Here is a 14,024-nt window from a genome sequence, read left to right on the forward strand (position 1 = left end):
CGCCCCCGGTCACCCCCCCGTCAGCCCCGGGGCGAGCCCCCTACGCGGCCCGGGCGGCCTGGGCGGACCGGACCGACGAGCCGGGCACCCGGCTGATCACCGAGCCGATCAGGGTCCCGATCGAGACCCCGAACACCGCCGACACCGCCGCCAGCACCGGCTGGCTCCCGTGGCCGGCCTCGATCTGCGCGGTGTTGAGCAGCCCGAACGAGCCCGGCACCACGATCCAGAACGCGGGGAGGTAGAGCACCTGCCAGAGCGGCCCGCCCGGCAGCCGGTTCACCACGGTGGCCGCGACGGCGGCCGTGACCGCGCCCGCCAGCCCGCCGACCGCCGCGCCGCTGACCGAGCCCACCACCACCTGGGCGGCGACGGTCACCACGATCACGGCACCGATCCACGGGATCGCCCGCGGCGGCGTGTGGACGTAGACCACCAGCCCGACCACGGCCAGCGCGAGCCCCAGGCAGACCACCCACCAGCCGGGCTTGGCGACCTGCACGTTCTCCAGCGCCGAGGCGGGCATCCCGGTCGCGGTGGCGGCCGCGGCCACCCCGGTCAGGAAGAGTGCGAGCTGCACGGCGCCGGAGACCAGCCGGGCCGTCCCGGCGGAGGCGGCGCCCGCGGCGATCTCGGACAGCCCGGTGACCAGCAGACCGCCCGGCAGCAGGATCGCCAGGGTGGCCACGATGGTGCGCAGCGGCCCCTCCAGCACCCCGGCGCGCGCGAGCGACAGCACCAGCAGCGCGACGGCGAACCCGGCCGTGACCGGCAGCAGCGGGCGCAGCAGCGGCAGCCGACGGGCCAGCGCGGTCAGCCCCACCACGATCAGCGAGCCGACCCCGGCCACCAGCACGTTCACCGCCACCGGCTGCAGGAAGAGGCAGAGCCCCACCCCGACCGGCAGCGCCCCGAGCTCGCCCACCCAGGTGGGCCAGCGGGCCGGCGCCCGGCGTATCCGGTCCAGCTCCGCGAGGCCCTGCTCCCCGTCGAGCCCGCCCGCGCGCAGCCGGTGCACCAGCTGCAGCACCTCGGCGGTCTGCTCGAACCGCAGCGCCGAGTCGACGGGCCGGAACGAGGTCGGCTCGTCCGCGTGCAGCGCGACGAACAGCCCGTTGGTCAGCGCCGCCACCCGCACCCCGGGTGCGCCCAGGGCGGCACCCAGCCCGCGCAACTCCTCCTCCACCTCGTGGACGGGCAGGCCACCGCCCAGCAGGGCATCGCCCAGGTCGAGCAGCAGACGGCGGAGCGGGTGCGCCGGGGCAGCGGGCACCGGCGGCGGGGGAGCGAGGCAGGACATGGCACGTATCGTCGCATCCCGCCCGAAACGGGCCACGCCCGGCTCCGGCAGCGGGGTCACCGGGCACAAAACCGGATGCGCCCGCCGGAGCCGGTGCGCAGACTGGTCGGCGACTCCCGCCGTCGACCGCGAAGGATGCTCCGTGCAGGGTGCTGTGACCGTTTCCCCCTCCCAAGTACCGGAGTTGCTGCTCGGGTTGGCCACGGTGCGGCCGGTGTTCCTCTGGGGGGCGCCGGGGATCGGGAAGTCCTCGCTGGTCCGCGCCTTCGCCGACTCGCTCGGCCTGGAGTGCGTCAGCCTGATCGGGACGCAGCTGGCGCCGGAGGACCTGGTCGGGGTGCCGCAGATCACGCCCGAGGGTCGGTCGCGGTTCTGCCCGCCGGAGAGCATCGCCCGCGACGAGCCGTACTGCCTGTTCCTGGACGAGCTCAACGCCGCCACCCCGGACGTCCAGAAGGCCTTCTACTCGCTGATCCTGGACCGGCGGATCGGCTCCTACGAACTGCCCGCCGGCAGCATCGTGATCGGTGCCGGCAACCGGGCGACCGACGGTGCGCTGGCCCGGCCGATGGCCTCGGCGCTGGTCAACCGGCTGGTCCACGTCCATCTGCGGGCCAGCGCGGGCGACTGGCTGGCCTGGGCGGCGGACCACGGGATCCATCCCTGGGTGCAGGACTACCTGACGGACCGTCCGGACCACCTCTGGTCGGCGCCGCCCAAGTCCGAGGAGCCGTTCTCCACCCCGCGCGCCTGGCACATGCTCTCCGACGCGCTGCACTCCTTCGGCCCCACGCTGGACGAGGCGACGCTCAAGGTGCTCGCGCACGGCCTGCTGACGCCCCAGCACGCGGTGGCCTTCTGCGGCTACGCCAAGATCGTGCGCAACTCCTACGGGCTGGAGGCGATCATCAAGGGCGACGCCCGCTGGCCGAACCGCCTGGAGGACCGCGACCTGCTCTACTACCTGGCCGACGCCTTCCGCGGCCGGCTGGTCAAGGAGCTGCCGGCCAAGAAGGAGTACGCCTCCAACGGCCAGCGCCAGACTGCCTACCGGGCCAAGTCGCTGCTGGTCCAACTGGCCGAGATCTCGGTCGAGGTGGCGCAGACGGTGATCGCGGACGGCGCGGACGGCAACCCGGTGCTGCCCTCCTGGTTCCTGATCGAGGCGGCCCGGGACATGCCCCGGTTGGTGGAGGCCCGCCGGTGAGCGCGACCGGCACGGCGGGCAGGTCGGCCGACCGGCAGGCCGACCGGCGGGCCAGGCCGGCGGATCCGGCCGCCGAGGCGTTCGCCGAGGGGCTGGCGATGCTGCGCGGCAACACCGCCCTCGCCTCGCTCGGGTTCTCCGTCTGCCGCGACCCCGACTGCGGCCGGCGCCCGGCCGGCGCCCACTGGGCGGTCGCCGACTCCAACGGCACGGTGCACGTCGACCCCCGGCGGCGGGCCGAACCCGCCGAGTGGGCCTGGGTGTTGGCACACGCCCTGCTGCACCTCGGGTTCGGCCACCTGAGCGCCGAGACCGGTCCGCGCACCCAGCCCGACGCCTTCCTGCGCGCCGCGCGCTGCCACGTGGTCAACCGCTTCCTGGCGACCTTCCCGATGGGGCGGGCACCGGTCGAGCTGCCGGCCGTCTTCCTCGGCGGCGACGAGGAGGAACTCGCCGACCGGTGGCGCCGCGACGGCCTCCCGGCCGTGAGCGGCACCGCCGGGCAGGCACCGGACCAGCTCCTGCTGCCCTGGCCCGACCGGCACCCCGAGGACTGGAGCGCCGAGTTCGCCGCCGCACTCACCCGCACCATGTCGGCCGCACTGGACCTGGCCGGCGGCCGGCGCGACGAACTGACCGGCGCCCGGCACCCGGAGCGGCCGTGGACCCGCGCGCTCAACTGGTTCGTCTCCTCCTACCCGCTGCTCGGCGGCCTGGCGGCCGGCATCACGCTGGTCGCCGACGCCGAACTGGCCCGCGCCCAGGGCATCGCGATCGCCGCCGTGAACGCCGAGGCCGGCGAGATCTACCTCAATCCGCTGCGCCGCCACAGCGAGGAGGAGTGGCGCTTCGTCCTGGGCCACGAGATGCTGCACGCCGCGCTGCGCCACGGCGAGCGCTGCGGGGCCCGCGACCCGTTCCTGTTCAACGTGGCCGCGGACTACGTGATCAACGGCTGGCTGCTGGAGATGGGCGTCGGCGAGATGCCCGAAGGCCTGCTGCACGACCCGGAACTGGCCGGCCTGTCGGCCGAGGAGGTGTACGACCGGATCGTCCGCGACCAGCGCCGGATCCGCCGACTGGCCACCCTGGCCGGCAAGGGGCAGCCGGACGTGCTCGGCGAGCCGCTCGGGCCGGTGCGCGACTACGTGGACCTGGACGACTTCTACCGGCGCGGTCTGCAGCAGGGGTTCGACCTGCACCAGCGCGAACGCGGCCTGCTGCCCGCCGGGTTGGTCGAGGAGATCCGGGCGCTGAGCCACCCGCCGCTGCCCTGGGACGCCCGGCTGGCCCGCTGGTTCGACGAGTTCGTCCCGTCCCCGGTGGCCGTGCGCAGCTACGCCCGGCCGTCCCGCCGGCAGGCGTCGTCCCCGGAGATCCCGCGGGCCGGGCGGTACTTCCCGCCGCACGAGGAGGCGCGCTGCACCTTCGGCGTGGTGCTGGACACCTCGGGCTCGATGGACCGCCGCCTGCTCGGCCTGGCGCTCGGCGCGATCGCCTCCTACGCCGCCGCGCGCGACGTGCCGGCCGCCCGGGTGGTGTTCTGCGACGCGGCGCCGCACGACGCGGGCTACCTGCCGCCGAGCGAGATCGCGGGCCGGGTCCGGGTGCACGGGCGCGGCGGCACCGTGCTGCAGCCCGGGGTGGACCTGCTGGAGCGCGCCGAGGACTTCCCGCCGGGCGCGCCGGTCCTGGTGATCACCGACGGCGACTGCGACGTGCTGCGGATCCGCCGCGAGCACGCCTTCCTGGTCCCGCAGGGCGCGGGCCTGCCGTTCACCCCGCGCGGCCCGGTGTTCCGGATGCGGTGAACCGTTCGTGCCCGCCCGCTCCGTAGACTGCCGCGCATGGCATGCCGCATCAGTGAGTTGGTCCTCGACGCCGCCGATCCGGAGCACCTCGCCGCGTTCTGGCGGGAGGCGCTCGGCTTCGTCGAACTCGGCCGGGAGGAGGACGGGAGCATTGAGATCGGCCCGCCCGGCGCTGCGCTCGGCGGTCCGGAGCTGACCCTGATCATCAGCCCGAGTGACGACCCGCGGTCCGGCAAGCTCCGGCTGCACGTCGACGTCAGGGCCACCGACCGCGACCAGGACGCCGAACTGGCCCGCCTGCTCGCCCTCGGTGCCCGGCCGGTCGACGTGGGCCAGACCGGCGCCGAGACCTGGCACGTGCTGGCCGACCCCGAGGGCAACGAGTTCTGCCTGCTCCGCGGCCGGCTCCAGCCGCTCTGACCGGTTGCGCCGATCGGGCGGCCCGGGGCGGCTCCCCGGCCCGGCGCGTCCCGGTGGCCGGTTGCCCCGCCGCGGCAGAGAGTGAGAGGAAGCCGCCCACCGCAGCGACTCCTGGAGCTGCCATGCCCGACGCCGCGCGCTCGCCGAAGCCGAGCGCGGCCCTGCTGCCCGGTCGCGTGCGGCTGCTGGTGCGCTGCTCCTACGGGCTGCTGGCGCTGGCCGTGCTCGCGGACGTGGTCACCGGCCCGGGCTCCACCGTCTCGCCGGTCCTCGCGTGCATCCCGGTGCTCGCCAGTGCCGGCACCCGCTCGGTGCGGGTGCCCCTGGTCGCCGGCCTGGTGGTGGTGGTCGCCATGGTGCTGCTGGCCGCGGACAACCAGGGCGTGCCGACGGGCGTGCACGTCGCGGCGGTCAGCGCGGTCGTGGCGGTCACCCTGGCGACCATGGCCAACGTGGTGCTGACCCGGGCCCGGGCCCAGGAGCTCCACCAGGTGCGCACCGTCGCCGAGGCCGCCCAGCGCACCCTGCTGCGCCCGGTCCCCGCCCGGGTGGGCCGGCTGCGGGTGGCGGTGCGGTACCTGGCGGCGGCGGCCGAGGCGCGGATCGGCGGTGACCTGTACGAGGTGCTGGAGACCGAGTACGGCACCCGCGTGCTGCTCGGTGACGTCCAGGGCAAGGGCCTGGCGGCCGTCGAGACCGCCGCCGACGTGCTCGGCGTGTTCCGCGAGGCGGCCCGCACCGAGCCGGACCTGACCGAACTGGCCGAGCGCCTGGACGCCGCGCTCGCCAACCGGCCGACCGGCGAGCGGTTCGTGACCGCCGTGCTGCTCACCGTGCCGCCGGCCGGCGGCCCGGTGGAGGTGGTCAACTGCGGGCACCCGCCCGTGCTGGTGCGGCGGCACTCCCGGCAGGTGGAGGAGGTGCGGCCGCCGCACTTCGCCCCGCCGCTGGCGCTGCGCGCGCTGACCGGACAGCCCTACGGCAGCAGCACCGTCGACCTGGGCCCCGGCGACCTGCTGCTGCTCTACACCGACGGGGTCAGCGAGGCCCGCGACGCGGCCGGCGACTTCTACCCCCTGGCCGACCGGCTGGCCACCCGCCTCACCGCGCGCGAGCCGGCGGCCCTGCTCGACCAGTTGCTGACGGACGTCGAGGAGTACGTGGCGGACGGGATGACGGACGACGCCGCGCTGCTGGCCCTGACCCGTGAGCCCTGAGTCGTGAGCCGTGAGCCGTGAGCCGGGCGGGCCCCGGCTCATTGCGCCAGGGCTCGGTGCGCGAGGGTTCAGTGCGCGAGGGGCGGCCAGGCGGCGGCGCCCTCGGGGGAGTCGGCGATCCGCGGGTGGCGCACCGCCTCCAGCCCGGTCTCGGCGAGCACGGCCGCGACCAGCTCGGCGGAGCCGAGCACCTCGGTGGCGGACAGGTCGGTGTCGGTCAGCACGAACCAGGAGCGGTCGGCGGGCCACCAGTTGGCGGGGAAGGTGAAGGGATGTCCCGGGGTGCCCAGCCGGTCGAAGAGATCGAGGGCTTCCCGCAGTGTTCCGGTGCGGATCGGCACCGGATTCAGCAGGTCCTCCAGGGGGCACTGGGCCCAGTAACACACGGTGTCCAGTCCCCGGTCGCTCTGCCGGGCCAGCACGGAGAGCAGCGCGGCCAGGGAGTCGCGGTCGAGCTGCCCCTCCCGCGGCAGCTCGACACCCGGGTCGCCGGCAGCCGGGGCGAGGGTCAGGTCGGACAGGGTGAAGCGCCAGTCGGCCAGTCGGTACCCGTGACGATCCAGTGCGTCCGCCCAGGTCACCCGCAGGGGGGTCGCCGCCGGATCGCCGGGGTCGCGCCGGGTCAGCTCGTGCAGGACCCAGCACTGGTCCGGGAAGTCGGCGGGCTCGTACCCGGTGACCGATTCCTCGATCAGCCGTGCGATCTCGGCCACGTCCGAACGGTCCGTCAAGAGTTCCATCAATTGTCTCCGGAAGTGTGCGGGTGCATTCGTAGCAGGAGGAACGCGGCCGCCGGCACGATACCAGCGGCCGCGTTCCGATCAGGGTGATGTCATCGGCGGGGGAATGCTCAGCCCTTGGCGTGCAGGCGGCTCAGCCCCAGCTGCTCCCAGAGCTTGTCGGAGAAGTCGATGGTGTAGTCACCGGCACCCTGCCGGCCGCTGAACGAGCGGTAGTTGATCTTCCCGCCTTCGAGCTCCCACACCTCGATCGTTCCCTTGGGGATGTTGACGACCTTCGTCGGATTGCCCAGCCGCTCGTAGAGGCCCAGGCGCACCCGGTCGATCTCGGACTCGGGCACGCCCTGGACGCCGTTCGAGATCTTCGAGCCGATCGGCTTGCCGTCCGCTCCCGTGACCAGGTCGCGGATGTCGTCCGCGGTCGGCTTGCCGCTACTGCCGCCGCCGCCCGAGCCGGAGTCCGACTCGTTCAGCAGGGTGTTGATGTCGTCGCCGAACCCGCGGGCGCCGTCCACCATCGCCGTGGCGCTCGGTGTCGCCAGGGCCAGGCCGCCCGCGATGGACGGGGCGCCGGCCCAGCAGAGCACGCCGACGCCGCACTCGACCACGCCGCTGGCGGCCAGGCCGCCACCGATGACGGTCCCGCCGGCACCGACCAGCGACTCGGCGCCGTGGCCGAGCATCTTGGCGAAGGTCTGCGCCTGGCCGGAGAGCCAGTCCAGGTCGCGCTGCCGCTCGGCGTTCTGCTCGTCCAGCTGGGCCTGGGTGTGGCAGCCCAGCCGGCCGTGGCAGATCAGCTTGTGGTTGTAGTCGTCGTACTTCTTCAGCTCACGCTTGATCGCGCCGATGTCCCACACGCTCAGCGGCGGCTTGGGCGTGCCGCACTGGCCCGGCTCGCAGCCGCCGCCGTGGGTCGGGTCCTGGCCGTGCGCGGCGCCCCAGTCCTGGTTCGCCGTGGTGCCGCAGCCGCCCGGGCAGCCGCTGTCCGGCCCGTAGCCGTAGCACGGGCCCTCCTTGCCGCAGCCGTCCGGGATCAGACCGCTGGGGTCGCTCAGCGTGGTGGGGTTGTCCCCGGAGTAGGCGTACCCGCCGATCTGGTTGGGCAGGTCGGACTCGAAGACCGGGTCGACCGCGAGGAACCGGCCGGTGGCCGGGTCGTAGTTGCGCATGCCCAGCAGGTCGAGACCGGTGGTGGCGTCGGCCGGCTGGCCGAGGTACCCGTGGTTGTCCGCCCAGGCCGGCGCGGCCCCGCGGGCGTTGCCGTACGGGTCGAAGGAGCGCCGGGTGATCGCCAGCGTCCTGGAGTCGACCTCCAGCTGGTCGGTGTTCTGGGTGGTGGTGGGCTGGTAGGTGACGGTGCCGTTGCTGGAGCGCAGGATCAGCGTGCCGTCGGGGTTGGTGTAGTACCGCTGACCCGTCACGGTGGTGCCGGTCAGGGTGAGCTGCTCGGCGCCGTTGAAGAGGTACAGGACCGTGCTGCCCGGGCTGCGCTGGATCAGCAGACCGCCGCCGGCGTCGTAGAGGTACCCGGTGGTCTGGGCGGTGCCGGTGCCGACGGTCGTGGTGACGGACTTGGTGCGGCCCTCCTCGTCGTAGCCGAAGGTCTGGGTCTGCGGGCCGGCCCCGGTGGTGGTCCGGCTGGTCGTGTTCCCGGTCGGGTCGTACCCGTCGGTCTGCGTGCTGGTGCCGTTCGGACCGCTGGTGGTGACGGTGGCGACGGCGCTCGGCCGGACCCCGCCGGTGGCCGGGTAGCCCAGGGTCTGGGTGACGTCCTTGGCGGTGTTGCCGGTGACGTCGTGCTGGACCTCCTGGGTGCGGTCACCGATGGCGTCGTAGCTGAACGACTGCCAGTACGGTGCCGGACCGCCGACCGTGGCGGCCGTCGGTGCGCTGCTGGTGCAGGTCGCCAGCTGGCCCGCCGTCGGGGAGCCGATCCCGTTCTTGTCCGTCCATGCGGTCGCCAGGCGGCCGAGCCCGTCGTACTGGAAGCACTGGGTGTCGAAGACCTGGTCGGCGCCGCCGGAGGACTGCAGCTCGCTGGTGGTGGTGATGTTGCCGACCTGGTCGTAGCCGTAGCTGAACGACGAGATCGGGTTGGTGGAAGCGGTCTGGATGCTGACCCGGCTGGTGGCCAGGCGCTTGGAGGCGTCGTCGTAGGTCTGCGCGGTGCGGACCTGCTTGCCGAGCACGCCGTAGGTGGACTGCAGGATCTGGCCCAGCGGGCTGTAGGAGGCGAGGTCCAGGTACGGCGCGAAGTCCGAACCGCTGGAGACCAGGCCGCCCTGCAGGTTGTACCCGTAGCCCATGTCTTCGGCGGGCAGCCCGCCGTCACCGTTGAAGAGGGTGTCGGAGAGCAGGCCGGTGTTGGGGGTGTAGGCGCTGCCGAGGCTGTAGGTGCCGGCCAGCTTGCCCTCGGCCGCCGGGATCGTGATCGACGCACCCGTCGCCTGGTAGGCCGCGTTGTAGCCGGTCACGGCCTGGACGTAGGCGCTGCCGCCGGTGCCCGAGCCGCCGACGTAGCGGGTGTTGGCGGTGGCGTAGCCCTTCTGCAGGGTGTCGAAGGTCCAGCCGGCCAGCTGCTTGGTCGGGTCGGTGGTGCTGCTGCCGGCGTACTCGCCGGTCCGGCGGCCCAGTACGTCGTAGCTGTACGAGAGCACCTGGCCGCGGGCGTCCGTGGTGCTCGCCAGCCGGCCCAGCTGGTCGAAGCTGCTGCTGGAGTTGCCGCGGTCGGGGTCGACCGAGGCGACCCGCCGGCCCAGCAGGTCGTAGCTGTAGCTCCAGGTGTTGCCGTTGGTGTCCTTGACCGTGGCGATCTGGCCGCCGGGCGCATAGGTGTAACTGGTCGTCACGTCCCCGATGCCGGTCCCGCCGTGGGTGGTCACCGAGGTCTTCTGACCGAGCGCGTTGGTGAAGGTGGAGACGGGGACGCCGCCCGCGGGGGGCGTGCTGTCGGTCTCGTCCGCACCCGGGTACGCCGTGCTGCTGTGCCAGAGCGGTGCGGCCTTGCTGTACTGGGTGTTGACGACGGCCCGGCCCAGTCCGTCGAAGGTGGTGACCGTCTCCTGCGGGAGGGTGTTCTCCACCTCGACGAACAGCGTCGAGCCCGGCGCCGTGGTGGTGTCCGCGTAGGGCGCGCTCGACGACACCGGCCAGCCGTGGCTGTCGAAGTGGGTCGAGGAGATCAGCCGGCCCGCCGAGTTGTCGGCGGTGGTGGTCTGCGACTGGCGCTTCGACAGGAAGCCGTCGTAGATGTCGACCACCGAGCTGTACGAGTTGTCCTCGCGCAGCACGTGGGTGGTGACCGAGGACGGGTCCGGGTTGGACCCGGCGCCGTGCACCGCGTAGGCGAACGTCTTGTCCGCGTTCTGGGTCGCCTTGCTGCGGCCGGGCAGCCAGACCTGGGTCCGGCGGCCGAGCGCGTCGAAGGTGGTGTCGGTGACCTTGCCGTTCTGGTCGACCGTCTCGGTCACCGCGCCGCGGGCCGGGGCGATCGTGCTGGTCTGGGTCCAGCCCAGCGGGTTGGTGGCGGTGACGGTCGTCGGCAGGGTGCCGCCGGCCGGGGTGTACGTGGTGCTGCTGGCCGAGCCGGCCGGGTCCAGCGTCCGGGTCGGGCGGCCGTAGGCGTCGTAGGTCACGGCGCTGACGGTCTGGTAGACCGGCTGACCGGCGTTGTAGGAGGTCAGCTGCTGGGTGGCGGTCGTCATGCCCAGGCTGGTGCCGTTGGCGCCGAGCTGCCCGAGGGTGCCCGGGTTGGTGATGCTGCCGTCCCCGTCGTAGAAGACGCGCTGGTCGACCAGGGTGGTGCCGCTGCCCGGGGCGGTGCCGCACGGCCCGGAGACCGTGAGGGTCTCGGTCGGGTAGGCCACCATCATGGGGTTGCCGGCCGGCGGGTTGGCGTAGCTGGTGGTGGTGCACCGCTCCTGGCCGGGCACCGTGACGTCGCCCTGGTCGTCCACCTGGGTGGTGCGGCCGAGGCTGTCGTAGGTGGTGCTGGTCCGGGTGGTGCGCCAGCTGCCGTTGGCCAGCAGCGAGAGCGACCGGTTCGCGGCCGAGACCGAACGGCGGGCCGTCAGGTCGGGCAGCGTGGAGAGGGTCGCCGGGGCCGGGGTCTTGGAGGTCCAGGCGGTCCGGGACACGTCGGCGGTCACCGTGGTGGTGGCCGGCGTGGTCAGCGTCTTGGCGACGATGCTGCCGCCGGCCTGGTTGTAGGTGTCCGTCTCCTGGGCGACGCCGGACAGCCAGTTGCTGTCGGTGGTCGCCTCGCCCAGGCTGTTGGCCAGGCTGACGGACCGCTGGGTGCCGTCGGCCTTGTAGTCGCCGTCCATGCCCTGGAAGTAGGACGTGGTGTGCTGGGTGATCGGGTCCGGGGCGGCGCCGGTCTGGGTGGTGACGGTGCGGTAGCCGCGGAAGTCGTTCCAGGTGCGGTACTGGTCGTCCGTCAGGTCACTGTCGTCCCGGTGCCAGGCCGCGCCACCGCCGTAGCTGTACGTGGTGACCCGCGCGGGCGAGCCGGCCTTGGTCGCGTCGTTGTCGGAGACCTGCGCGACCAGCGTCTTGTTGAACCAGTCGCTGATCGGGGTGACCCCGCCGGGGGTGGTCCAGTTGACGTTGTAGCAGGCCATCGTGTCGGAGTCCGGGGACGCCGGCATGGTGTTGTTGACCCGCGAGCACTCGGGCGCCCGGTAGGTGACGGCGAGGGACTCGCCGGTCTCGGTCTGGATGCTGGAAATCCGCGGGTGGTAGAGCGGCGGGGCGGCGGGCGTGAGCCCGTCGACCCGGTTGTCCATCTCGACGCCGGTGAAGGTCACCGGGTCCAGCTGGGCCGTGCCGCTCGCGCCGGCCGAGGTGTCCAGGCCGGTGTGCTGGATCTGCGAGAGCCACATGACGGACTGGAGCGCACCGGCGTCCTTCGGGTCGACCGTCTTGCCGGTGACCGGGTCCATCGTGCCGCCCGCGTCCGAGAACAGGTGGGTCAGCGCCCACGAGTCCACGTCCTGCCAGGCGGAGCCGACCTTGACCGAGGTCTTGATCGACTTGAGCCGGTAGGTGGACCAGAAGGTCGGCGACGGGGTCTGGCAGACGTTGCTGCCGGTGCCCGAGGTCGCCATGCCGCTGGTGCAGTTCAGCGTGTAGGGGGTGTCCGGCCAGTTCGGCGCCGTGGTCGCGTTCAGGTTCGCGTACTGGCAGGTGGTGTCCGAGACGGTGCAGCGCTGGGCGGTGGTGAAGACCACCTTGGCGCCCGGGTCGCGGCCGGCCTGCTCGTCGGCCAGCTTGTAGCCGTAGGAGATCTGGGTCGGGTAACCGCCGCGGGTGTACTGGGCCATGGTGCCACCGCCGCCGGACTGGACCACCTGGCCGTAGCCCTGGTTGTACCAGTTGGACTCGGCGGCCCAGTCGTAGCGCTGCACGTTGCCGTGCGGGTCGACCACGAAGTCCAGGTTGAAGCGGTAACCCATGTTCGCGCAGAAGGAGTTGTTGCCCTTGGCGCTGTCGTAGCAGGGGTCGCCCGGCTTCGGGGTGTAGACCGGCTCGCCCCACGCGGAGTTGGTGGCGGGGTCGGAGGTGCTGCCCGGGGAGTGGTTCAGGCCCAGGTAGTAGGCGGTGCCGTCGGTCGTGGTGACCTTGAAGTACTCACCGTTCCACAGCCCGTTCGACGCGCCCGTGAGCAGCTCGATCCGGGTGCTGTCGTCGCCCTGCAGGTGGTACAGGCCGGCGCTGTCGCGGACCAGGACGCCGGAGTGCGCGCCGAGCGAGAGGGTGGCGTTGGCGCCCGCCCAGCACTCGTCGGCCGAGCCCGCGATCCCGTCGTTGGTGCAGGACTTGTAGCTGCGCTCCAGGTAGCCCGGGGAGTAGTTCCACCCGTCGCCGATCCAGGAGGACTGCGAGTTGCGGGCCGAGGTCTCCCCGTCCACCGCCTGCGAGTCGTAGGAGAGGGAGACCGAGGGGACGGAGCCGCCCAGGCCCGGCGGCACGGCGAGCGGGTAGGCGTAGGTGAAGGAGCCCGAGCCGGACTGCGACCAGGTGCCGGAGGCGGAGAGCGAGGTCGCGGTGTAGTTGCCCTGCGAGCCGGAGGTGCCGGAGACCGCGGCCACGGCGGTGCCGGTGGCGGCGCCGGCGGCCAGCATCGGCGAGGCCATGGCCATGGCCGTCGCGTGCGGCGCGTTCGGGGCCGGCGTGCTCGGTGCGGCGGGCACGGTGGCCGGCAGGGCCACGCTCGCCCGGAGCTGGTGGGTCACCGGGTCGTTGGTGGTGGCCAGCGGCTGCTGGGTACGGCACTGCGGCAGGTCGGGCGTGGTCAGCGCACAGGCGGGCAGCTGCACCAGGTGCAGGCGCGAGGCCCAACCGCCGCCGTACGCCTGGGCTATGGAGCCGTAGTCGAGCGAGACCGAGACGGTGCCGGGCGCACCCGAGTCGTCGGCCCGGTCCAGCCCGACCAGCAGGCCGTCCACGTTCGCGGCCTGCGCCTGCGCGTGGTCGGCGGTGCGGACCCGGACCGAGGACGGGGTGGTGGCCGCCGCGAACGGCGCGGCGGCGGCCGGAGTGCCGGCCGGGGCGGACGTCAGCCCGACCCGACCGGACTGCTTGTCACCGACGTTGACGATGCCGCTGGCGGCCGTCGGCCAGGTCGGCGCGGTCGCGGTGTGCGCCGTCATGGCGCGGGTGCCCTTGGGCTCCGGAACTGGTGTCGTCCGGGAGCCGGTCGCGTTGTGGCCGGCGACCTTCGGCTGGGCGGGCAGCGGATCCGCCGCCCAGAGCTTGCCCTTGTAGTGGTACCCGCCCACGATCGTCTGGGCGTCGGCCGTGGGGGCCACGAGGGAGAGGGCGATCAGGGCGGCCGTCATGACCGTTCCCCGTCGTGCTCTCACCCGCCCCCGGGCACCGTTGAACCATTGCAGCCGTGCGTGCACGACAGATCCCCCATGCGTTTGGTGCTGCAGGGGCTTGACCTCCCGTCAAGCCCCTGACCAGGCTCAACGCCCGGCGGCGGCACGGTAGCGGCCTGCCGGTGCGGGCGCAACGTCCCGTAGTCGCCAGGTGACGGCACGAAATCTGCGCAGGTCGGACGAAGTGTCGCGGGCAGCCGTGGAACTGACGGCAGGTCAGTGCACGGATCATTGATCGGCGCCCGAAGAATGCTGAATATTTGACCAATATTTTACTCAATAGGCGTGCGCGGGCGGCAAGCTGACGTTCCGTGTCCGTGGGCGCGACGAGTGCGGCACCCGCCGCCGGCCCGGACCGCACGGCGAAGCTCCCGGTGGGCCGGAGGCGGTCCGGGCACCGGGAGCTTCGTGGTCGGCCGTGGTCGGGGCGCGCCCCGACCAGGCC

General features: G+C 73.2%; 7 protein-coding genes. 4 read left to right on the forward strand and 3 right to left on the reverse strand.

The window, feature by feature from the left end; translation table 11 throughout:
• Nucleotides 1-40 precede the first annotated feature (40 nt).
• On the reverse strand, nucleotides 41-1,300 hold the full coding sequence (locus ACFW1A_RS16145) for a threonine/serine exporter family protein (RefSeq protein ID WP_380409434.1): 1,260 nt from the start codon (nucleotides 1,298-1,300) through the stop codon (nucleotides 41-43).
• Nucleotides 1,301-1,442: 142 nt separating this feature from the next.
• On the opposite strand from ACFW1A_RS16145, the gene ACFW1A_RS16150 reads away from it, so the two are divergent.
• From ACFW1A_RS16150 to ACFW1A_RS16165, 4 genes are all read left to right on the forward strand, one after another.
• Nucleotides 1,443-2,507, forward strand: coding sequence for an ATP-binding protein (locus ACFW1A_RS16150; RefSeq protein WP_380409436.1), 1,065 nt, complete (start codon nucleotides 1,443-1,445; stop codon nucleotides 2,505-2,507).
• Complete coding sequence (locus tag ACFW1A_RS16155) at nucleotides 2,504-4,318, forward strand: hypothetical protein (RefSeq protein WP_380409438.1); 1,815 nt, start codon at nucleotides 2,504-2,506, stop codon at nucleotides 4,316-4,318. Before ACFW1A_RS16150 ends, ACFW1A_RS16155 begins: the two co-directional genes overlap by 4 nt.
• A 36-nt stretch (nucleotides 4,319-4,354) precedes the next feature.
• Nucleotides 4,355-4,738: a VOC family protein gene (locus ACFW1A_RS16160; protein WP_380409440.1), complete on the forward strand. Its 384-nt coding sequence runs from the start codon at nucleotides 4,355-4,357 to the stop codon at nucleotides 4,736-4,738.
• Nucleotides 4,739-4,860: 122 nt separating this feature from the next.
• Complete coding sequence (locus ACFW1A_RS16165; protein ID WP_380409442.1) at nucleotides 4,861-5,955, forward strand: PP2C family protein-serine/threonine phosphatase; 1,095 nt, start codon at nucleotides 4,861-4,863, stop codon at nucleotides 5,953-5,955.
• A 68-nt stretch (nucleotides 5,956-6,023) separates the two neighbouring features.
• Here ACFW1A_RS16165 and ACFW1A_RS16170 read toward each other — a convergent pair whose 3' ends face one another.
• Both ACFW1A_RS16170 and ACFW1A_RS16175 read right to left on the reverse strand, forming a co-directional pair.
• A complete protein-coding gene (locus ACFW1A_RS16170; RefSeq protein WP_380409444.1) occupies nucleotides 6,024-6,695 on the reverse strand; it encodes a hypothetical protein in 672 nt (223 codons plus the stop codon).
• A gap of 110 nt (nucleotides 6,696-6,805) precedes the next feature.
• Complete coding sequence (locus ACFW1A_RS16175) at nucleotides 6,806-13,537, reverse strand: RHS repeat-associated core domain-containing protein (protein WP_380409446.1); 6,732 nt, start codon at nucleotides 13,535-13,537, stop codon at nucleotides 6,806-6,808.
• Nucleotides 13,538-14,024 lie beyond the last annotated feature (487 nt).

The sequence above is a fragment of the Kitasatospora sp. NPDC058965 genome (assembly GCF_042741245.1).
Lineage (GTDB): Bacteria > Actinomycetota > Actinomycetes > Streptomycetales > Streptomycetaceae > Kitasatospora.

What these genes read in the sequence shown, in the direction of transcription:
- ACFW1A_RS16175 (WP_380409446.1), bottom strand. Translation starts at nt 13,537, where the DNA reads ATGACGGCCGCCCTGATCGCCCTCTCCCTCGTGGCCCCCACGGCCGAC.
- ACFW1A_RS16160 (WP_380409440.1), top strand. Translation starts at nt 4,355, where the DNA reads ATGGCATGCCGCATCAGTGAGTTGGTCCTCGACGCCGCCGATCCGGAG.
- ACFW1A_RS16170 (WP_380409444.1), bottom strand. Translation starts at nt 6,695, where the DNA reads ATGGAACTCTTGACGGACCGTTCGGACGTGGCCGAGATCGCACGGCTG.
- ACFW1A_RS16165 (WP_380409442.1), top strand. Translation starts at nt 4,861, where the DNA reads ATGCCCGACGCCGCGCGCTCGCCGAAGCCGAGCGCGGCCCTGCTGCCC.
- ACFW1A_RS16145 (WP_380409434.1), bottom strand. Translation starts at nt 1,300, where the DNA reads ATGTCCTGCCTCGCTCCCCCGCCGCCGGTGCCCGCTGCCCCGGCGCAC.